Annotated in this window: 18 protein-coding genes; 9 read left to right on the forward strand and 9 right to left on the reverse strand. The window is 69.7% G+C overall.

Features of this window, described 5'->3' with window-relative positions:
* Window positions 1-50: 50 nt before the first annotated feature.
* The 3 genes from gnd to dnaA form a co-directional block, all read right to left on the reverse strand.
* Window positions 51-926: a phosphogluconate dehydrogenase (NAD(+)-dependent, decarboxylating) gene (gene gnd / locus AB0N90_RS14930; RefSeq protein WP_037650380.1), complete on the reverse strand. Its 876-nt coding sequence runs from the start codon at window positions 924-926 to the stop codon at window positions 51-53.
* A gap of 183 nt (window positions 927-1,109) precedes the next feature.
* A complete protein-coding gene (gene dnaN / locus AB0N90_RS14935; RefSeq protein ID WP_365196424.1) occupies window positions 1,110-2,240 on the reverse strand; it encodes a DNA polymerase III subunit beta in 1,131 nt (376 codons plus the stop codon).
* A 1,035-nt stretch (window positions 2,241-3,275) separates the two neighbouring features.
* Window positions 3,276-5,270, reverse strand: coding sequence for a chromosomal replication initiator protein DnaA (gene dnaA, locus AB0N90_RS14940; protein WP_365196427.1), 1,995 nt, complete (start codon window positions 5,268-5,270; stop codon window positions 3,276-3,278).
* A 362-nt stretch (window positions 5,271-5,632) separates the two neighbouring features.
* On the opposite strand from dnaA, the gene rpmH reads away from it, so the two are divergent.
* From rpmH to AB0N90_RS14985, 9 genes are all read left to right on the forward strand, one after another.
* Entirely contained in the window at window positions 5,633-5,770 is a 138-nt protein-coding gene (rpmH, locus tag AB0N90_RS14945) for a 50S ribosomal protein L34 (RefSeq protein WP_003975051.1), read from the forward strand.
* Between the two features lie 21 nt (window positions 5,771-5,791).
* Window positions 5,792-6,163, forward strand: coding sequence for a ribonuclease P protein component (gene rnpA / locus AB0N90_RS14950; RefSeq protein ID WP_078967093.1), 372 nt, complete (start codon window positions 5,792-5,794; stop codon window positions 6,161-6,163).
* On the forward strand, window positions 6,160-6,534 hold the full coding sequence (yidD, locus tag AB0N90_RS14955; RefSeq protein ID WP_037650386.1) for a membrane protein insertion efficiency factor YidD: 375 nt from the start codon (window positions 6,160-6,162) through the stop codon (window positions 6,532-6,534). The genes rnpA and yidD overlap by 4 nt, the downstream gene beginning before the upstream one ends.
* 3 nt (window positions 6,535-6,537) lie before the next feature.
* A complete protein-coding gene (yidC, locus tag AB0N90_RS14960) occupies window positions 6,538-7,866 on the forward strand; it encodes a membrane protein insertase YidC (protein ID WP_361672053.1) in 1,329 nt (442 codons plus the stop codon).
* A 15-nt stretch (window positions 7,867-7,881) separates the two neighbouring features.
* Window positions 7,882-8,394 carry a R3H domain-containing nucleic acid-binding protein gene (locus AB0N90_RS14965; RefSeq protein WP_085565620.1) on the forward strand — a complete coding sequence of 171 codons (513 nt, stop codon included), beginning with the start codon at window positions 7,882-7,884 and terminating at the stop codon, window positions 8,392-8,394.
* A 118-nt stretch (window positions 8,395-8,512) separates the two neighbouring features.
* Complete coding sequence (gene rsmG, locus AB0N90_RS14970) at window positions 8,513-9,229, forward strand: 16S rRNA (guanine(527)-N(7))-methyltransferase RsmG (RefSeq protein WP_361672050.1); 717 nt, start codon at window positions 8,513-8,515, stop codon at window positions 9,227-9,229.
* A gap of 312 nt (window positions 9,230-9,541) precedes the next feature.
* The gene (locus tag AB0N90_RS14975) at window positions 9,542-10,615 is read left to right on the forward strand and encodes a ParA family protein (RefSeq protein ID WP_085568637.1); all 1,074 of its coding nucleotides are present in this window, start codon (window positions 9,542-9,544) and stop codon (window positions 10,613-10,615) included.
* Window positions 10,612-11,712 (forward strand): ParB/RepB/Spo0J family partition protein, encoded by a 1,101-nt coding sequence (locus tag AB0N90_RS14980; protein WP_365196433.1) that lies wholly within the window; start codon window positions 10,612-10,614, stop codon window positions 11,710-11,712. Before AB0N90_RS14975 ends, AB0N90_RS14980 begins: the two co-directional genes overlap by 4 nt.
* Window positions 11,713-11,909: 197 nt before the next feature.
* Window positions 11,910-12,527, forward strand: a complete 618-nt coding sequence (locus tag AB0N90_RS14985; RefSeq protein WP_361672044.1) for a GNAT family N-acetyltransferase — start codon at window positions 11,910-11,912, stop codon at window positions 12,525-12,527.
* A 61-nt stretch (window positions 12,528-12,588) separates the two neighbouring features.
* Here AB0N90_RS14985 and trxA read toward each other — a convergent pair whose 3' ends face one another.
* The 6 genes from trxA to murJ all read right to left on the reverse strand — a co-directional run bounded on the left by trxA (window position 12,589) and on the right by murJ (window position 19,978).
* Window positions 12,589-12,918 carry a thioredoxin gene (gene trxA / locus AB0N90_RS14990; protein ID WP_037650402.1) on the reverse strand — a complete coding sequence of 110 codons (330 nt, stop codon included), beginning with the start codon at window positions 12,916-12,918 and terminating at the stop codon, window positions 12,589-12,591.
* A gap of 56 nt (window positions 12,919-12,974) precedes the next feature.
* Window positions 12,975-13,946 carry a thioredoxin-disulfide reductase gene (gene trxB / locus AB0N90_RS14995; RefSeq protein WP_365196436.1) on the reverse strand — a complete coding sequence of 324 codons (972 nt, stop codon included), beginning with the start codon at window positions 13,944-13,946 and terminating at the stop codon, window positions 12,975-12,977.
* 147 nt (window positions 13,947-14,093) lie between these two features.
* Window positions 14,094-15,014: a hypothetical protein gene (locus AB0N90_RS15000; RefSeq protein WP_365196439.1), complete on the reverse strand. Its 921-nt coding sequence runs from the start codon at window positions 15,012-15,014 to the stop codon at window positions 14,094-14,096.
* The gene (gene sigM, locus AB0N90_RS15005) at window positions 15,011-15,733 is read right to left on the reverse strand and encodes an RNA polymerase sigma factor SigM (protein WP_361672037.1); all 723 of its coding nucleotides are present in this window, start codon (window positions 15,731-15,733) and stop codon (window positions 15,011-15,013) included. The genes AB0N90_RS15000 and sigM overlap by 4 nt, the downstream gene beginning before the upstream one ends.
* A 26-nt stretch (window positions 15,734-15,759) precedes the next feature.
* Entirely contained in the window at window positions 15,760-17,475 is a 1,716-nt protein-coding gene (locus AB0N90_RS15010) for a protein kinase family protein (RefSeq protein ID WP_361672034.1), read from the reverse strand.
* 118 nt (window positions 17,476-17,593) lie between these two features.
* On the reverse strand, window positions 17,594-19,978 hold the full coding sequence (murJ, locus tag AB0N90_RS15015) for a murein biosynthesis integral membrane protein MurJ (RefSeq protein WP_365196440.1): 2,385 nt from the start codon (window positions 19,976-19,978) through the stop codon (window positions 17,594-17,596).
* Window position 19,979 lies beyond the last annotated feature (1 nt).

Below are 19,979 nucleotides of genomic sequence, written 5' to 3' on the forward strand. Positions count from 1 at the left end.
GAACGGGCTGTGGGTCGAACGGGCTGTGGGCCGCGGGGCGACCCCCTGGACTACTTCTTCTCTACGGCGTGGCCGCCGAACTGATTGCGCAGCGCGGCGATCATCTTCATCTGCGGCGAGTCCTCCTGGCGGGAGGCGAACCGCGCGAACAGCGATGCGGTGATCGCGGGCAGCGGCACCGCGTTGTCGATCGCGGCCTCCACTGTCCAGCGTCCCTCACCGGAGTCCTGGGCGTAACCGCGCAGGTCGTCCAGGTGCTCGTCCTCGTCCAGGGCGTTCACCGCGAGGTCGAGCAGCCAGGAGCGGATGACGGTGCCCTCCTGCCAGGAGCGGAAGACCTCACGGACGTCCGTGACGGAGTCGACCTTCTCCAGCAGCTCCCAGCCCTCGGCGTAGGCCTGCATCATGGCGTACTCGATGCCGTTGTGGACCATCTTCGCGAAATGGCCCGCGCCGACCTTGCCCGCGTGCACCGAGCCGAAGTCGCCCTCCGGCTTGAGCGCGTCGAAGACCGGCTGCACCCGGGCGACGTGCTCGGCGTCGCCGCCGTACATCAGCGCGTACCCGTTCTCCAGGCCCCAGACGCCGCCGGAGACGCCGCAGTCCACGAAACCTATGCCCTTGGCGGCCAGTTCCCCGGCGTGCTTCTCGTCGTCCGTCCAGCGGGAGTTGCCGCCGTCCACGACCACGTCGCCCGGCTCCAGCAGCTCGGCGAGCTGATCGACGGTCGACTGGGTGGGCTCGCCGGCCGGGACCATCACCCACACCACGCGCGGGGCGCTGAGCTTGCCCACCAGCTCTTCCAGGCTGTGGACATCCGCGACATCGGGGTTGCGGTCGTATCCGACGACGGTGTGGCCCGCGCGGCGGATCCGCTCGCGCATGTTGCCACCCATTTTGCCGAGGCCGACGAGACCGAGCTCCATCAGTTGTGTTCCTTAGGGTCGCTGCTGGCGTCTGGGGCACGAGAGTGCCGCCCCGAGCCTAAACGGCCCCGCTCACGCACAGTTGTGGGCTCCGGCGCTCATCCGGCGCCTCCAGGCGGCGGTGCCGGGCGCCCTCGCGGACGCCCGGCACCGTGCACACCTGTGGACGACGGTCGGCCGCGGTCAGCCGCTGAGCCGCACCGGCATGATCAGGTACTTGTAGGCCTCGTCGGCCTCCGCGTCCAGCGCCGACTTGCCGCTGAGCAGCGCGGGCTTCGTGGACGTCGTGAACGACAGCTGCGCCACCGGCGAGTCGATCGCGCTCAGGCCGTCCAGCAGGAACGTCGGGTTGAAGGCGATCGAGATGTCGTCGCCCTCAAGCCGCGCGTCGACCCGCTCCACAGCCTGTGCGTCGTCGCTGGAACCGGCCTCCAGGATCAGCACGCCCTGCTCGAAGCTCAGCCGCACCGGGGTGTTGCGCTCGGCCACCAGCGCGACACGCTTGACGGCCTCCACGAACGGCGCCGTCTCGATCACCGCGATCGAGTTGAACTCCGTCGGGAACAGCGTCCGGTACTTGGGCAGATCGCCCTCAAGCAGTCGCGTGGTCGTACGCCGGCCCGCGCCCTCGAAACCGATGAGGCCCTCGCCCGCGCCGGAGCCCGACAGGGCCAGCGTCACGCTGTCCCCGGCACCGAGCGACTTCGCGGTGTCCAGCAGCGTCTTGGCGGGCACCAGGGCGACCGCGGACGCCTCCGGGTTCTCCGGCTTCCACAGGAACTCGCGGACCGCGAACCGGTAGCGGTCGGTGGACGCCAGCGTCACCGTGTCGCCCTCGATCTCGATGCGCACACCGGTGAGCACGGGCAGCGTGTCGTCGCGGCCCGCGGCGATGGCCACCTGGGACACGGCGGCGGCGAAGACCTCGCCGGGCACGGTGCCGGTCGCGTTCGGCATCTGCGGCAGCGCCGGGTACTCCTCCACCGGGAGGGTGTGCAGCGTGAACCGGGACGATCCACAGACCACGGTCGCCCGTACACCGTCTGTGGAAATCTCCACCGGCCGGTTGGGCAGCGCACGCGAGATGTCGGCGAGCAGCCGGCCGGAGACCAGGACGGTGCCCTCCTCCTCGACCTCGGCGTCGACGCTCACCCGAGCGGACACCTCGTAGTCGAAGCTCGACAGGCTCAGCTGGCCTTCCTCGGCCTTCAGCAGCAGGCCGGCGAGCACAGGCGCCGGCGGACGGGCAGGCAGGCTGCGTGCCGCCCAGGCCACTGCCTCCGCCAGTACGTCGCGTTCCACCCGGATCTTCACCGTAAGCCGCCTCCTGCTGTTGCTTCTGAGTCCTCCGACTCGGTGTCACCGCCCACTGCGAAGGGCAGGACACCGGGGACCAGTCTGACGCACCGCACTGACAGTAGGTGCCCGTCGGGGTCAAGTCGGACCGAGCGGCAGTCGGGCTCGAAACAGCGAGTTGTGCACAGCCCCCGCTTCAAAGCGATTGCCGAGCTCTCTCTAGTTGGGAGTAGTAGTAGGGCCTGTGGATACCGTGGATAACCACGTTTGCCCAGCTCAGCGCCTGTTTTTTGTCCACCGGGCCTGTGTATGGAGCCGGTGGACAACCCGGGGTATCTGTGGAGAACAGAAAGTTCTGCACACCTCGCCCACAGGACGAGGGCAGTTCTCCCCAGCTGTGTCCCCAGGAATACCCAGGTTTCCCACACCCCAACCCGGCACCTTTGTGTGACGCCTTTCACTCGACGCGGTGAGAGAGTGCGTCGCGTTGCCGAACAGTGGACAGCCATGTGGAGAAGCCGCGCCACACTGGGGACAACCGCCCCCAGCCTGTGGGTTGTCGGTGGACAACTTTCTGCACACCCTGTGGATCATCTCGTCGTCCACAGCCTGTGGATCACCGTCATCCACGATTCCACAGCCACCTGAGCTGCGCCGACGTGATCTCCCCGCCCTCCCTGTGGACACAGCTCGGGACAACTTCACCATCCCCACCATGTGGAAGAAAGAAAGTCCCCAAATCTGTGGAGGGCGGCCGTAACCCGACGAGAAATCGAACAGCCGATGACGACCGGGGCGGCGACCGCGGTGCCGAGCGGACCACCGCGGCGGCCGTGACCGGGTCGCTCCGGCCGTGCAGACGGCCGCGTCCGCCGCCGGGGCGGCCGGGAAACGGACGGCTGGAACCTCTGCCGAGGGGGCCCGAGCGCATTCCGGTGACGTCGGCGCCGCCTCCCGGGAGGCACCCCCTCAGAAGCCCGGACATACGGAAAGGCGCCCCCGGGACCCCAGTCCCGAAGACGCCCTCGACGACAAGCCGGCCGAGACCGGCGCTCAGCCGTTCTTGATCCGGTTCGTCAGCTCCGTCACCTGGTTGTAGATCGACCGCCGTTCCGCCATCAGCGCCCGGATCTTCCGGTCGGCGTGCATGACCGTCGTATGGTCCCGCCCGCCGAACTGCGCCCCGATCTTCGGCAGCGACAGATCCGTCAGCTCCCGGCACAGATACATCGCGATCTGCCGGGCCGTCACCAGCGCCCGCCCCCGCGAGGTCCCGCACAGGTCCTCGACGGTGAGCCCGAAGTAGTCCGCGGTCGCCGCCATGATCGCCGTGGCCGTGATCTCCGGGGCGGAGTCCTCGCCGCCCGGGATCAGGTCCTTGAGCACGATCTCGGTGAGCCCCAGGTCCACCGGCTGTCGGTTGAGCGAGGCGAACGCCGTCACCCGGATCAGCGCACCCTCCAGCTCACGGATGTTCCGCGAGATCCGGGACGCGATGAACTCCAGCACCTCCGGCGGCGCGTTGAGCTGCTCCTGGACCGCCTTCTTGCGCAGGATCGCGATCCGCGTCTCCAGCTCGGGCGGCTGTACGTCGGTGATCAGGCCCCACTCGAAGCGGTTGCGCAGCCGGTCCTCCAGGGTGACCAGCTGCTTGGGCGGCCGGTCGCTGGAGAGCACGATCTGCTTGTTGGCGTTGTGGAGCGTATTGAAGGTGTGGAAGAACTCCTCCTGCGTCGACTCCTTGTCCGCGAGGAACTGGATGTCGTCCACGAGCAGGATGTCCATCTCGCGGTACCGCTTGCGGAAGCTGTCGCCCTTGCCGTCGCGGATGGAGTTGATGAACTCGTTGGTGAACTCCTCCGAGCTCACGTACCGCACCCGGGTGCCCGGGTAGAGGCTGCGCGCGTAGTGCCCGATGGCGTGCAGCAGATGGGTCTTGCCGAGCCCCGACTCCCCGTAGATGAACAGGGGGTTGTACGCCTTCGCCGGCGCCTCCGCGACCGCCACCGCGGCCGCGTGCGCGAACCGGTTGGACGCGCCGATGACGAACGTGTCGAAGAGGTACTTCGGGTTCAGCCGCGCCGTCGGCTCACCGGGACCGCTCGGGGGCCCGGGCTTGGCGGCCGGCGACCCGGACGTCCCCGCGGGGGAGTTGTCCGGCCGCCCGGTCCCGCCGCGGTGCGCGGGCCCGCCGCCCATCGGCTGCTCGGGCAGCTCACGGCGGACCGGGTCGCGCTGGTCGTACTCGGTGCGCGAGGGCTCGTACTCGGACCGGTCGTAGTCGGACCGCTCGTACTCGGAGCGCGGCTTGTCGTAGTCGGGGCGCGAGGGCTCGTACTCCCCGCGCTCACCCCGCTCCCCGCGGTCCCGGTCGCGCGGGCCGTCGTACTCGCCGCGCTGCTGCTCGTACGACGACCGGTCCATGCCCTGTTGGCGGTAGTCGTGGACCGGCGACCCGTAAGGGTCCTGGGGGTGCGGGTGGGAGGACGGCGAGGCGTACGGGTCGCGCTCGGGGAAGCCGAGCCGCTGCTGCTGCCAGCCGTAGTCGTCCTGTCCGCCGCGCGGCCAGGCGCCGGGCTCCGGACGCTGGTACTCGGCGGGGTAGGCCGGGCGCGCTGTCGGCAACTGGTCGCCGCGCGAGGACGGTTCACCGCCCGGGTGCTGGTCCGCGCGGTGCCGGCCGTAGCCCTCGTACGACGGGCCGGAGGGCAGCTCCGGCTCCTCGTAGCGCGAGGGGGCCGGACCCGGCGCGCTCGGGGCCGGGGGCTCGCCCGCGGAGTCGTCGACGGTGATCGCGATGCGGATGGGGCGGCCGCACTCGCGGCTCAGCGTCTCGCTGACGATCGGCGCGAGACGGCCCTCCAGTACGTTCTTCGCGAATTCGTTCGGTACGGCGAGCAGAGCGGTGTCCGCGACCAGCGCGAGCGGCTGGCAGCGGCGGATCCAGTGTTCGTCCTTGACCTCGACACCCTGTCCGCGGCCCTCCCCGAGGAGCTGCTCCAGTACGCGTGGCCACACTGCGGCAAGATCGGCAGGTACGTCAGCCACAGGGCACGCTCTCTCACGGGGTGAATTTCGGGTGGTCGGCGGGGCAAACCCGCCGGGGCGGGGGACAAAAGAACGAATCGGAGTCCAGCCACGGTAGTCAGCGGGGCCGGTAGGGTTCAAGTTGTTGTCCCCAGCCTGTGGACAGTGTCTCCCAGCGACACTCGGTTTGACCGGATGGCGTAGCCCCGCGTACCGTAACCAGGTCGAGTTGTCGATGGCTGCTGCCGCCTGCCTCCGATGGGCACAGATCGCGTCAGGTGATCGGGAAGCGGTGCAATCGGGCGTGACGCGAGCTACTCGTGGGCGCACGGTGACAGCCAGGACGGCACCCCGCCACTACCGAATCTTTCTGGAGCCCCCGAGTGAGCAAGCGCACCTTCCAGCCGAACAACCGTCGTCGCGCGAAGACCCACGGCTTCCGGCTGCGTATGCGGACCCGTGCCGGCCGCGCGATTCTGGCGACCCGCCGTAGCAAGGGTCGCGCCCGTCTGTCCGCCTGATCCCGGTCAGGTCATGACATCGTGCTGCCCACCGAGAACCGGCTGAGGCGGCGCGAGGACTTCGCGACCGCTGTACGACGAGGCCGCCGGGCCGGTCGCCCGACTCTCGTCGTCCACCTTCGTAGCGGTGCCACGGACCCGCACGCGCCTGGGGAGAGCGCTCCTCCGACGCGTGCGGGTTTCGTCGTCAGCAAGGCCGTGGGTGGCGCGGTCGTGCGCAACAAAGTGAAGCGCAGACTGCGTCATCTGATGCGTGACCGAGTCGCACTTTTTCCCCCCGGTAGCCTGGTAGTGGTACGAGCGCTGCCCGGGGCGGGCGACGCCGACCATGCACAGCTGGCCCAAGACCTGGATGCCGCCCTACGGCGGCTGCTGGGAGGGGGCACGCGATGAAGTACCCGCTACTGGCTCTGATCAAGCTGTACCAGTGGACGATCAGTCCACTGCTCGGGCCGGTGTGCAAGTACTACCCGTCGTGCTCCCATTACGGCTACACGGCCATCGACCGGCATGGTGCGATCAAGGGCACGGCACTCACCGCCTGGCGCATCCTCCGGTGCAATCCGTGGTCGCTGGGTGGCGTGGACCATGTTCCGCCGCGCAAGCGTCCGCGGTGGCACGAAATGCTGCGCGACGCCTGGCGCGCACGCCGGGGCGGGTCCTCCGCCGCCGAACCGGCCACCGAAGCGAAGCCCGAGGACTTTGTCTCCGAGCTTCCTCCGAGCCCGGCCGCAGAGACCTCGTCCCATGCCCAAGGAGCATGATTAGTGGACACGATTGCCAGCCTCTTCAGTTTCATCACCTGGCCCGTCTCCTGGGTCATCGTCCAGTTCCACGCGGTGTACGGCGCCATCTTCGGCCCCAACACCGGATGGGCCTGGGGCCTGTCCATCGTGTCCCTGGTGATCCTGATCCGCATCTGCCTGATCCCGCTCTTCGTGAAGCAGATCAAGGCGACGCGTGCGATGCAGACGCTCCAGCCTGAGATGAAGAAGATCCAGGAGCGCTACAAGAACGACAAGCAGCGTCAGTCCGAAGAGATGATGAAGCTGTACAAGGAGGCGGGCACCAACCCGCTCTCCTCGTGCCTTCCCATCCTGGCGCAGTCCCCGTTCTTCTTCGCCCTGTACCACGTGCTCAACGGCATCGCGTCGGGCACCAAGATCGGCTACATCAACGCCGAGCAGCTCGCCAGCGCCCGCCAGGCGCACATCTTCGGGGCCCCGCTGGCCGCGAAGTTCCTGGACGGCGCCGACACGGTGCAGAAGCTCGGCGCCTCGCTGACCGACGTCCGCGTCGTCACCGCGATCATGATCGTCCTGATGTCGGCGTCGCAGTTCTACACGCAGCGCCAGCTGATGACGAAGAACGTCGACACCACGGTGAAGACGCCGTTCATGCAGCAGCAGAAGATGCTGATGTACGTCTTCCCGATCATGTTCGCCTTCTTCGGCATCCGCTTCCCCGTCGGTGTCCTCGTCTACTGGCTGACCACCAACGTGTGGACCATGGGCCAGCAGATGTACGTCATCCGCAACAACCCGACCCCGGGTTCCAAGGCCCAGGCCGCGTACCTGGAGCGCCTGACCAAGCACGTCACCCACCACGGCAAGGTCGGCCGCCGCAGCGAGAAGGCGATCATCAAGGCGATCGTCGCCAAGGGCCGCGAGCGCAACGAGTTCGAGCGCAAGTTCATCAACTCCCTGAACAAGGCCGGCCTCGCCGCCCAGGCGGACGGCACCGTGGTGAAGAGCGTGGCGACCGAGACCGAGGCGGGGACCGAGGACGGCGTGACCACCGCCACCGCCGGTGCCGCCCCGCGGCGCCAGCAGCCCAAGCGCCAGAGCAAGTCCCAGCGGCAGTCCGGCGGGACCAAGCAGACGGGCGACTCTCCGTCCCTGGAGAAGTCCGACTCCGCTGAGACGTCCGACTCCTCCGAGCAGCCCGACTCGTCGGAGGAGACCGAGCAGCCGCAGGACAGCAAGCCCACCGCTGCCCAGCAGGGCTCGAAGCCCGGCACGGGCGCCCGTAGCAAGGCCCAGAGCGGCCAGCGCAAGGGCGGCTCGCAGCGGCCCAAGTCCCCGTCCAAGAAGTAAGAAGGAGCCCAGCCCGTGACGGAAGGCACCACCTCCGCCGCTGCCGAGGGTGCAGACACCCTCTCCCGCCTGGAGCAGGAGGGCGAGATCGCGGCGGACTACCTGGAGGGTCTGCTGGACATCGCCGACCTCGACGGCGACATCGACATGGATGTCGAGGCCGATCGGGCCGCCGTGTCGATCATCAGCGACAGCGGCGGCCGGGATCTGCAGAAGCTGGTCGGCCGTGACGGCGAGGTGCTGGAGGCGCTTCAGGAGCTGACGCGTCTGGCCGTGCACCGGGAGACCGGTGACCGCAGCCGACTGATGCTCGACATCGCCGGCTACCGGGCCAAGAAGCGGGCCGAGCTGTCCGAGCTGGGCGCCAAGGCCGCCGCCGATGTGAAGAGCTCCGGTGAGCCCGTGAAGCTGCGGCCGATGACCCCCTTCGAGCGCAAGGTCGTGCACGACGCGGTCAAGGCCGCCGGGCTGCGCAGCGAGTCCGAGGGCGAGGAACCGCAGCGGTTCGTCGTCGTGCTGCCCGCCTGATCGGCCCCCCTTGTTACACCGGCCCCGTCTGTTGAGCAGGCGGGGCCGAACTTTGTCAGCCTGGTAGTTCTGGTGGCCGGTGCGCGAAGCACCGGCGCTGTACGGAAGGACGGTCCCCGTGACGGAGGCAGCGGAGCTTCCCCCCGCGCCCGAGCAGGCGCGCGAAGTATTCGGTGATCGCTTCGCCGATGCGGTGCGCTACGCGGAGCTGCTCGCGGAGGCGGGCGTGCAGCGTGGTCTGATCGGCCCGCGGGAAGTCCCCCGCCTGTGGGAGCGGCACATCCTGAACTGCGCGGTGCTCTCCGAGGCCGTTCCCGAGGGGGTGACGGTCTGCGACGTGGGCTCCGGCGCCGGGTTGCCGGGCATCCCGCTGGCCCTGGTCCGTGAGGACCTCAACATCACCCTGCTGGAGCCGCTGCTGCGGCGCACCACCTTCCTCACCGAGGTGGTGGAGCTGCTCGGCCTGGACCATGTCACCGTCGTGCGGGGACGCGCCGAGGAGGTCCTGGGCAAGCTGGCACCGGTCCATGTGGTGACCGCCCGTGCCGTGGCCCCGCTGGACCGCCTGGCCGCCTGGGGGATCCCGCTGCTGCGCCCGTACGGCGAGATGCTGGCCCTCAAGGGCGACACCGCCGAGGAGGAGCTGAAGGCATCCGCCACCGCGCTGAGCAAGCTCGGCGCGGTGGAGACCTCGATCCTCCAGGTGGGCGAGGGCATCGTGGACCCGCTGTCGACCGTGGTCCGGGTCGAGGTCGGGGAGAGCCCCGGGGGTGTGCGCTTCGCCGCCAAGCGGGCAAAGGCCGCACGCACGGGCCGGGTCCGGCGACGCCGCTGAGCCGGCGCCGCTGAGCCGACTGGCCGTACTCCCACAAGCTGCCCGCCCACGCACGACGGAGTGTCGCAAGGACCCGGTCGCCGGGGCCCTGCATCGTTGTTTCACGTGAAACGTCGCTCACTGTTGCACGGCATCATCAGTCGCGGCCGCGCGGCCGAACCCCGCGACCGGAAGCCCCTCGGTTCTCTCGGAAGAGGAGACTCGGGCCCTTCTGCCAGGTCGGCTCCGTCCCCCGCAGGGGGCACGGAGTTGTCCACAGAGGTGGATTTCTCCACAGAAGACCCGGCCTCACTGGTTCACGACCCCGAAGGCATGGGAGGCTCTGTTCATTGCGAGCCTGAAGTCGAGGAGAGTGAATCCTTGCGGTCCGACGCCAACATCGCGGGACCGATGACCGATCCGGTCCCCGGTCCCCGAACCGAGTCGATGGGGGCGGATGTTTCACGTGAAACACCGCCTCCGATGGACGACACCCCCATCGGTCGTGCGGCCCAACTGGCCGTGGAGGCTCTCGGTCGTGCCGGCGAAGGTCTGCCGCGACCGGAGCAGACGCGCGTCATGGTGGTCGCCAACCAGAAGGGTGGCGTGGGCAAGACGACGACGACCGTCAATCTTGCCGCCTCGCTGGCTCTGCACGGTGCCCGGGTGCTGGTGATCGACCTGGACCCACAGGGCAACGCGTCCACGGCCCTCGGGATCGACCACCACGCCGAAGTTCCGTCGATCTACGACGTGTTGGTGGAGAGCAAGCCGCTCGCCGAGGTCGTCCAGCCCGTACCGGACGTCGAAGGACTCTTCTGCGCCCCGGCCACCATCGATCTCGCCGGTGCGGAGATCGAGCTGGTGTCCCTGGTGGCCCGCGAAAGCCGCCTGGACCGTGCGATCCAGGCGTATGAGCAGCCGCTGGACTACATCCTCATCGACTGCCCGCCCTCGCTCGGCCTGCTGACGGTCAATGCGCTGGTGGCGGGCCAAGAGGTCCTCATCCCGATCCAGTGCGAGTACTACGCGCTGGAGGGCCTGGGCCAGCTGCTGCGCAATGTCGATCTGGTGCGGGGGCACCTCAACCCCGCCCTGCATGTATCGACCATCCTGCTCACCATGTACGACGGCCGGACGCGTCTCGCCTCCCAGGTCGCGGAAGAGGTGCGCAGCCACTTCGGCGAAGAGGTGCTGCGGACGAGCATTCCCCGCTCGGTCCGTATCTCCGAGGCGCCGAGCTACGGGCAGACGGTGCTGACTTACGATCCTGGATCGAGCGGCGCCCTCTCGTATCTTGAGGCGGCCCGAGAAATCGCGCTGAGGGGCGTTGGCATCAGCTATGACGCGAGCCAGGCCCACATCGGCGCCCAGAGCGACCCGAGCATGGTGGAGGGGATCCAGTGAGTGAGCGACGGAGGGGGTTGGGCCGAGGACTGGGCGCGTTGATCCCTCCTGCCCCGGTCGAGAAGAACCCGGTGCCGGCCGCGTTGGGCGGCGGTGCGTCCGCCTCTCCCGCGGGCGTTCCGGTCCTGACCGCCGAGCGCGGAGTGGCGGCGGCGAAGGTGGCCACGCTGCCCTCGCCCGCGCAGGAAGCCGAGGAGCGATCGGCGGCCCCGGCCGCGGAGACGCCCGCGCCTCCGTTGGGCGCCCACTTCGCCGAGATCCCCTTGGACGCGATCACGCCGAACCCGCGCCAGCCGCGCGAGGTCTTCGACGAGGACGCCCTGCACGAGCTGATCACCTCCATCCAGGAGGTCGGTCTGCTCCAGCCGGTCGTCGTGCGGCAGCTGGGCCCCGGCCGCTATGAGCTGATCATGGGTGAGCGCCGCTGGCGCGCCTGTCGTGAGGCCGGTCTGGAGGCCATCCCGGCGATCGTCCGGGCCACGGACGACGAGAAGCTCCTTCTGGACGCGCTGCTGGAGAACCTGCACCGCGCGCAGCTGAACCCGCTGGAAGAGGCCGCCGCCTACGACCAGTTGCTGAAGGACTTCAACTGCACGCATGACCAGCTGGCCGACCGGATCGGACGCTCCCGCCCGCAGGTTTCCAACACCCTGCGGCTGCTGAAGCTCTCGCCGACGGTGCAGAAGAGGGTCGCCGCCGGGGTGCTCTCCGCCGGGCACGCCCGGGCACTGCTGTCCGTGGCGGACTCGGAGGAGCAGGACCGGCTGGCCCACCGCATCGTGGCCGAGGGGCTGTCGGTGCGGGCGGTCGAGGAGATCGTGACCCTCATGGGCTCCCGGCCGCAGAAGCCGCAGCGTCCCAAGGGACCGCGGGCCGGCTCCCGGCTCTCCCCGGCGCTGAACGAGCTGGCGACCCGGCTGTCGGACCGCTTCGAGACCCGGGTGAAGGTCGACCTCGGGCAGAAGAAGGGCAAGATCACCGTGGAGTTCGCCTCCATGGATGACCTTCAGCGGATCCTGGGCACCCTCGCCCCGGGCGAGGGCCGGGTCCTGCCGAGCGACCTTCAGGAGGGCGCCGAAGAGGACCAGGACGACTGATCCCTGGACGCTTCGGTCCCCTGGGATCATGCGAAGAGCGGGCGTGTCCGGTGTGTACCGGAACACGGCCCGCTCTTTGCTTTGCGGCGGTATCGAGTGAATCGCATGGTGGATACGATGCCAGTGCTCAGGGAGCGCAGTGCTCGAACGGCCGCTCGCGCCGCGGCGGCCGGTGAGGGAAGCGAGGAAGGGCCTTCATGGGGCGTCGGCTGGTGCCGCTCACGCTGGACAACCTTCAGGACCTCCCCCAACGCTGTCGCTCATGTGTCTTCTGGGAGCTGGACCCCGTCAGTGGTGAGGCGGCGATCAAGGGCGGCACGGCCGCCGTGGAGAAGGAGTCCTGGATCTCCGCCGTCCTGTTGGACTGGGGCTCCTGCGGCCGCGTGGTCTACGTCGATGACGCCCCGGTGGGCTATGTGCTCTACGCCCCACCCGCCTATGTCCCGCGCTCGGCCGCCTTTCCCACGAGCCCGGTGTCACCGGACGCCGTCCAGCTGATCACGGCCTTCATCAAGCCCGGCTATCAAGGGCAGGGGCTCGGCCGGGTGTTGGTGCAGACGGTGGCCAAGGATCTGCTGCGCCGGGGCTTCAAGGCCATAGAGGCATTCGGGGACGCCCGCTGGAAGGAGCCCGCCTGTCTGCTGCCGGCGGACCATCTTCTGGCCGTGGGCTTCAAGACGGTACGGCAGCATCCCGTGCATCCCCGGCTGCGGCTGGAGCTGCGGTCGACGCTCTCCTGGAAGGAAGACGTCGAGATGGCGATCGACCGGCTTCTGGGCGCGGTGCAGAAGGAGCCGGCGCTGCGGCCGCTGTAGCGGGAACAAAGGAAGGGGCCGACCCGTGGAGGTCGGCCCCTTCAATGTTTCACGTGAAACATCACTCGGCGATGAAGTCCTCGAGGTCGCGGACGATCGCGGCCTTGGGCTTGGCGCCGACGATGGTCTTGGCGACCTCGCCACCCTGGTAGACGTTCAGGGTCGGGATGGACATGACGCCGTACTTGGCGGCCGTGGCCGGGTTCTCGTCGATGTTGAGCTTGACGATCTCGATCTTGTCGCCGTGCTCGGCCGCGATCGCCTCCAGGGAGGGGGCGATCTGGCGGCACGGACCGCACCAGGCGGCCCAGAAGTCCACCAGGACGGGCTTGTCGTTCTTGAGGACGTCCTCGTCGAAGGAGGCGTCGGTCACGTTCTTCAGGGCGGCCACGCTGGGCTCCTTAACTTGATCGTGGGGCGGGAGGGGGGAGGAAGCTGAGAGGAGCGTCAGACCGTGGCGGTCTTCTCGGGCTCGGCCTGGTCCTCGTCCGCGAGGGCGGCGAGGAAGCGCTCGGCGTCCAGGGCGGCGGAGCAGCCGGTGCCGGCCGCGGTGATCGCCTGACGGTAGGTGTGGTCGACCACGTCACCGGCGGCGAAGACACCGGTCACATTGGTGCGGGTGGAGGGGGAGGCGACCTTCAGGTAGCCCTCCTCGTCGAGGTCCAGCTGGCCCTTGAACAGCTCGGTGCGCGGGTCGTGGCCGATCGCGATGAACAGACCCGTCACCGGCAGCTCGGACAGCTCGCCGGACTTGAGGTTGCGCAGCTTCAGGCCGGAGAGCTTCTGCTCGCCCTGGATCTCGGCGACCTCGCTGTCCCACACGAACTTGATCTTCGGGTCGCCGAAGGCGCGCTCCTGCATCGCCTTGGAGGCGCGCAGCGTGTCCCGGCGGTGGACGATCGTCACGGACTTGGCGAAGCGCGAGAGGAAGGTGGCCTCCTCCATCGCGGTGTCGCCGCCGCCGATCACGGCGATGTCCTGGTCCTTGAAGAAGAACCCGTCACAGGTGGCGCACCAGGAGACACCGCGGCCGGACAGTGCGTCCTCGTTCGGGAGGCCGAGCTTGCGGTGCTGGGAGCCGGTGGTGACGATGACGGCCTTGGCCTTGTGGACCGTGCCCGCGGTGTCGGTGACGGTCTTGATCTCCCCGGTGAGGTCGACCGAGACGATGTCGTCCGGGATCAGCTCGGCACCGAAGCGCTCGGCCTGCGCCCGCATGTTGTCCATGAGGTCGGGGCCCATGATGCCGTCACGGAAGCCCGGGAAGTTCTCCACCTCGGTGGTGTTCATCAGCGCGCCACCGGCGGTGACGGCGCCCTCGAACACCAGGGGCTTCAGCGATGCGCGGGCGGTGTACAGCGCCGACGTATAGCCTGCGGGCCCGGAGCCGATGATGATCACGTTACGGACATCGCTCACGGCTAGATTCCTCGTCTCTGGTCTGCGTCAGTCGACCGGGGAGAGCCCCTTTCGGGTCTCTCACCCCACCCAACGGATCCTACGGGGCGCGCATTCCCGCTGTGTCCGGGCACACGCGTGCAGGGGACGACTGACCGGCACCGGGGTTCAGGGACGGGCGACGGGCTGCTTCAGCAGAACCTTGCCGGCGGAGACGGGCTGCTGTCCGACACAGGTGGCGTCGACCACATAGGCCGTGACGCGCGCGCTGTCCTGGGGATCGGGGAGGACGACGAGATAGGCGCTCTTCCCGGCGTAGGTACCGGTCTTCGCGGCCAGCGCCTGCCCGCCCCGGGGGACCGCCCGTCGGACGCACTCGGGGACGGCGACCTGGGGCTGGAGGAGCGTGTTCGCGCTCTCGCCCGTCTGCGGGGTGTTCTGTCCGGAACGCGGCCGCTGGCCGTCCTCCTGCTGAGGGCTCTTCTTCGTGGCCAGCAGATCCCGCACCTGGTTCTGGACGCTGCTCCCGGAGAACGCTTCGGCGGACGCGCTGGGCTTGCCCGTGGCCGTCGTGGAGGAGGTGCCGCCGCCGAGTGACTGGAGCACCAGCGCACCGGCGCCCAGGACGGCGGCGGTCAGCACACCGCCCAGCACGAAGGCCCTGCGGCGGCGGCCGGGGCCGTTCTTCTTCCGGCCCGGCCCGGTCGGGGCCCCCGCCCGGCCGGCCGGGCGATCGACGGGACGGTCGGCGGGGCGATCGATCGGCGCGGGTGCTGGGTGTTCGGTGGGGGCCGATGTTTCACGTGAAACATGACCCGTGGAGTCCTGCCCGGAAGTGTTGAGCAGCGCCTCGGCGGCCAGGGCGGCATCGATGCGCTGGGCCACGTCGACGGGCATGGGTTCTGGCGCCTGTGAGGATCCCAGCAGCCCCCGGATCTCCTCCAGGGAGGCGTAGACGTCCCCGCACAGCTCGCAGGCGCCCAGATGGCGTCGTACGTCCGTGCCGCGCTCGGGCGGGAGAAGTCCCTCGGCGAGGTCGGAGATCTCGGTGACGTCCGGGTGCCCGGCCGTGTCCGTCGTCGATGTCACGCTCGCCCACCTCCGCCCTTCGCTACGGCTGAATCGGTCGGTCCCGCATGCGGGAGGCTCGTGTCGGAAGCCCCCGTTGTCGATGGGACGGATGTCCCTTCCACCCGGTTCCGGCCAGAACTGTTTTCTTCTGTGCTGCCGCGTCCGGGGCGCAGATGGCTGAGCAACGGCAGCAGCCGGGCTCTGCCCCGGGCGCACCGGCTCTTCACCGTGCCCGTCGGCACATCGAGGATCCGGGCCGCCTCGGCGACCGGGTAGCCCTGCATGTCCACGAGGACCAGCGCGGCCCGCTGCTCCGGCGCCAGGGTGCCCATCGCCTCGATGAGCTGGCGGTGCAGATCATTGCGCTCGGCCGGCGCGGACGCGGACTCGTGCGGCTCCAGCAGCTGCTCCAGCCGCTCGGTGTCGTCCACCGGGGCGGTCTTGCGCGTGGCCGCCTTGCGGGCGCGGTCCAGGCAGGCGTTCACCGTGATCCGGTGCAGCCAGGTCGTCACCGCCGACTGGCCCCGGAAGGTGCCCGCGGCCCGGTAGGCCGACACCAGGGCGTCCTGCACCGCGTCGGCGGCTTCCTCGCGGTCCCCCAGCGTGCGCAGCGCGACCGCCCAGAGCCGGTCCCGATGCCGCCGTACGATCTCTCCGAAGGCATCGGGGTCGCCCTGCACATGGCGGGTGAGCAGCTCCTGGTCGCTCACCCCGTCGTATCCGGCGTCCTCCGCCATCTGCCCCTCCGGTCCGGGTAGCGACGTCAGCCCGTGAACTGCACTTCGCCGATGGCCTGCTTGTAGCCCGCTCTGGAGTACAGCGTGGAGTCATAGCCGGAGTTCGGCAGCGCGGTCAGCCAGACGAGGACGTACCGCGTCTTCAGCTGCTTGGTGACCTTCACGGTAGCGGTGGTGTTGGTGGTGGTGACCGTGCCGATCCGGGTCATCGAGTCCAGCGACGGCGGGGTCAGCGAGTCGGCGGCGTACAGCTCGACCGTGGTGTGGTCGCCGCCGTAGCGCAGGCTGAGCGTGGCCTTGTCGAGCTGGGTGGCCGAGCCGAGGTCGTAGACGATGCCGACGCCCGGCTTCAGCGGCGCGATGGGCGGACCGTCGTTGAAGGACTTGGTCTTCCAGTAGGTCGACGGATTGCCGTCGTACGTCTTGGCGACGTTGGCGGCGCTCTGGGGATCGCCCTCCGCGACGAACTCCTGGCTGCCCTGGATCTTTATCGGTGCCGCCGACTGCTTGGAGGTCTTGTCGCCGCCGTCCGTGGTGCCGCTCTTGTTGGTGTCGTGCGACGTGCCGCCCTGGTCCATCAGGGCGTCCGCCAACTGCCAGCTGCCCAGGCCGAGGGCGGCGATGAGCAGGGCGGAGACCGCCCACTTCAGCGCCTTGCCGGTGCGGCTCTGCAACGGGGGCGGCGGGGCCGCGATCGGCTGGGCGGCGCCGGGGTGCGGCGCCGGACGGCCGTAGGTGCCCTGCTGATAGGTCGTGCGCTGGTACTCGGGCGGTGCGGTGAACGCCGGCTCCGGCGGGCGGATGCGGGGCATCTCGCCGATCGCCTTCACCAGCTCCTCCGGCGTGGTGCACGGCGCCTCGTGCCGGGACGCGGTCGCCCCGTCGTTCGCGAGCGCCCGCATGGCCAGCTCGGACAGGCCGCGGTGGATGCCGGCCCGCACCTGGTCCGGTGCGACGAGCCCGACGTCCTTGGGGAGGCCCGACAGACCGTAGGCGTCGTCCTCGTAGGGCCAGCGCTGGGTCAGTGCCGCGTACAGCAGGGCGCCGATCGCCTCGGTGTCGGTGCGCTGCGGGGTTTCGGAGCTGATGCCGCGCAGCGCGGCGTTCACCGCGAGGCCGCGGATACGCCACTGGCCGGTCGAGGTGCGCAGCACCGCGTTGGGGTTCAGCCGCAGATGGGCGAGGCCCTCACGGTGCGCGGCGGCCATGGCGGAGGCCACCTGACTGACCATCTGGTACGCGTCGTGCGGCTCCAGCGGACCGGCCGTGAGCAGGGTGGTCAGCTCGGTGGCGTCGGGCAGCCATTCGTGGACGACGTAGACGAGGTCGTTCTCCTCGACGGCGTCGAGGACCTGGACGAAGCGCGGGTCGCCGAGCAGCGCGGAGGACCGGGCCGCGGCGAGGACCGAGCGGGCCCGTGCGTGGTCGGCCGGCAGTACATGGACGCCGACCGCGCGGCGCAGTTTCTCGTCGACCGCACGCCAGCTGCTGAATCCGTCCAGTCGGGTGACGCACTCCTCCAGCCGGTAGCGTCTGGCGAGTTTGTGACCGCTGTGCAGTTCGGGCGGTGAGGCCTGCTTGAGAGAACCCTCCGCGTCGTTCCCCTGCCCCTCGCTGCCGTCCGTGTCCCGCTCCGGGTTCTTGGCCACCCCGTCGGCCGTGGACTGGTCCGCCTTCGCGGTCAGCGGCTGCTCGCCGCTGTTGTCTGCCACGTCGACGGCAGCCGTGCTCCGTTCCGCCACCGTCGTCCCTGCCTCCCCATCCGTTGCACGCTGTCCGACGCCAAACCCAATTGTGCCCACAGTCCGCCGCTATGCACGACACACGGCGGCGGACGATGGTTGTGCGCTTACCCCCGCCTCAGCGGCCCAGACGCCCGCGCACCATTCCCACGAGCGAGTTGAGTTCGTCGATCCGCATCCGGCGGGCGGCGACGAAGAAGACACCGAGCAGTACGGCTCCGCCGACGATCAGCGCCGCGAAGGAGCCGATGGCGCCCTGGCCGAGAGTGTGCCCGATGCCGTAGCAGGCCGCGCCGCTGAGCAGGGCCGCCGGTACCGAGGCGATGCACAGCCGGGCGTACGTCCGCAGCACCCGGGCGCCGTCCAGGTCGCCGCCGAGGCGCTTGCGCAGCCGTCGCCAGGCGACGATGACGCCGATCGCGTAGGCGATGCCGTACGCGGCCGCCATGCCGGAGACCGCCCAGCGGGCCGGCAGCAGGAAGAAGCACAGGGCTGAGGCGCCCGCGTTGACCGCGGCGACGATGACCGTGTTGTAGAAGGGGGTGCGGGTGTCCTCGTAGGCGTAGAAGGCGCGCAGGACGACGTACTGCACCGAGAACGGGATCAGGCCGAGGCCGAAGGCCATCAGCATGTAGCCCATGTTGGTGGCCGAGCTGGTGCCCGAGCTGCCGAAGATCAGGGTGCACATCGGGATGCCCAGCGCCACGAAGCCGAAGGCGACCGGCACGATGGCGACCGCGGTGGTCCGCAGGCCCTGCGAGATGTCGTCGCGTACGGCGCCGCCGTCGCCCTCGGAGGCCGAACGGGAGATACGCGGCAGCAGGGCGGCCATCAGGGAGACCGTGATGATGGCCTGCGGCAGGCCCCAGATCAGCTGGGCGTTGGCGTAGGCGGCGAAGCCGGTGCCGGAGACACCGGAGTCCTTGCCGGCCGCGGTGGACAGCTGGGTGACGATCATGGCGCCGGCCTGGTTGGCGAGCACGAACAGGACCGTCCACTTGGCGAGCGCCGCCGCCTTGCCGAGGCCGTGGCCGCGCCAGTCGAACCGCGGCCGGATCCGGAACCCGGTCTCGCGCAGATAGGGGATCATCGCCAGCGCCTGCACGACCAGGCCGAGCAGCACGCCGACGCCGAGCAGACGCTGGCCCTGCGGCGGGATGTTCGTGACCGTCATATGGGAGTGCGCGGCGGTGCCGTAGACCCAGATGAACATGCCCAGCGACACGATGATGACGATGTTGTTCAGGACCGGGGTCCACATCATCGCGCCGAACTTGCCGCGCGCGTTGAGGACCTGGCCCATCACCACATGGATGCCCATGAAGAAGATCGAGGGCAGGAAGTAGCGGGTGAAGGTGACCGCGACCTCGTTGGCCGCCGGGTTGCTGGCGACCGGGTTGGACAGCATGCGCACCAGCAGCGGCGCCGCGAACATCGCGAGAGCGGTCAGCGCGGCCAGTGCCACCATGACGAGGGTCAGCAGGCGGTTGGCGAAGGCCTCGCCGCCGTCCTCGTCCTCCTTCATGGAGCGGACCAGCTGCGGCACGAACACCGAGTTGAGGCCGCCGCCGACGGTGAGGATGTAGATCATGGTCGGCAGCTGGTAGGCGACCTGGAAGGAGTCGCCGAGGAAGCCGAGGCCGAGCGCGGAGACGATCAGCGCGGAGCGGACGAAGCCGGTGAGCCGGGAGACCAGGGTGCCGGCCGCCATGACGGCGCTGGACTTCATCAGCCCGCCGACCTTGCCGCCCTTCTTGGCGGGCGCGGCGGTCGCCACGGAGGCCACGGGCGCCATGACCGTCTCGGCCGGGCCCGACCCGGCGGGGACGCCGGGAACCGGTGCCCCGACCGGTGCGGGCGCCGGGGGCTGCATCGGGTTCTGGGCGGAGGCGTAGGGCGCGGCGGGCGCGGCCGGATATCCCTGCCCGGCGTACGGATTCTGCTGCTGGCCGTAGGCCGGTGGGTACTGACCGCCGGACGCGGTGCCCATGCCCGGCGCGGCGGCCGGTCCCGGGACGCCCGGGGAGTCCATCGGCGTGTGTCCGCCGCTCTGCTGCTGGTCCTTGAAGAGATGCGCGAAGGCGTCCGGCTCGTGGTACTCCTCGCCGGAGTTCGAGACCAGGTCGTCCACGCCCACGAACTGGGTGGTGCGCGGATCGTCGCCGTAGGGCAGGTAGGGCGCCGCGCCGTCCGGCTCGGGCGCCGGGGTCTGCGCCCACACCCGAGGGTCGGGCGCGTACGGCGACTGGGCGGGCTGCGCGTACAGCGGCTGCTCATAGGTGCCCGGAGGCGGCGGGGGATGCGCGGCGCGGTCGTAGAGCGCCTCGGCGACCGGGTCCTGGGCGGTCAGATCGTGTGCCCGGTAGGGATCCTGGTCGTAGGCGTCCTGGAGGTACATGTCCGCCGCTTGCTGCGGCGGCACCTGGCCGGGCTCGGGCGGCGTCTCGGGGTAGCCCGAGCCGGCCGCGCCCTGGCCGCGATCACCGTCGTACGGCGCGTTCATG

This window comes from Streptomyces sp. NPDC093018 (assembly GCF_040684035.1).
Lineage (GTDB): Bacteria > Actinomycetota > Actinomycetes > Streptomycetales > Streptomycetaceae > Streptomyces > Streptomyces murinus.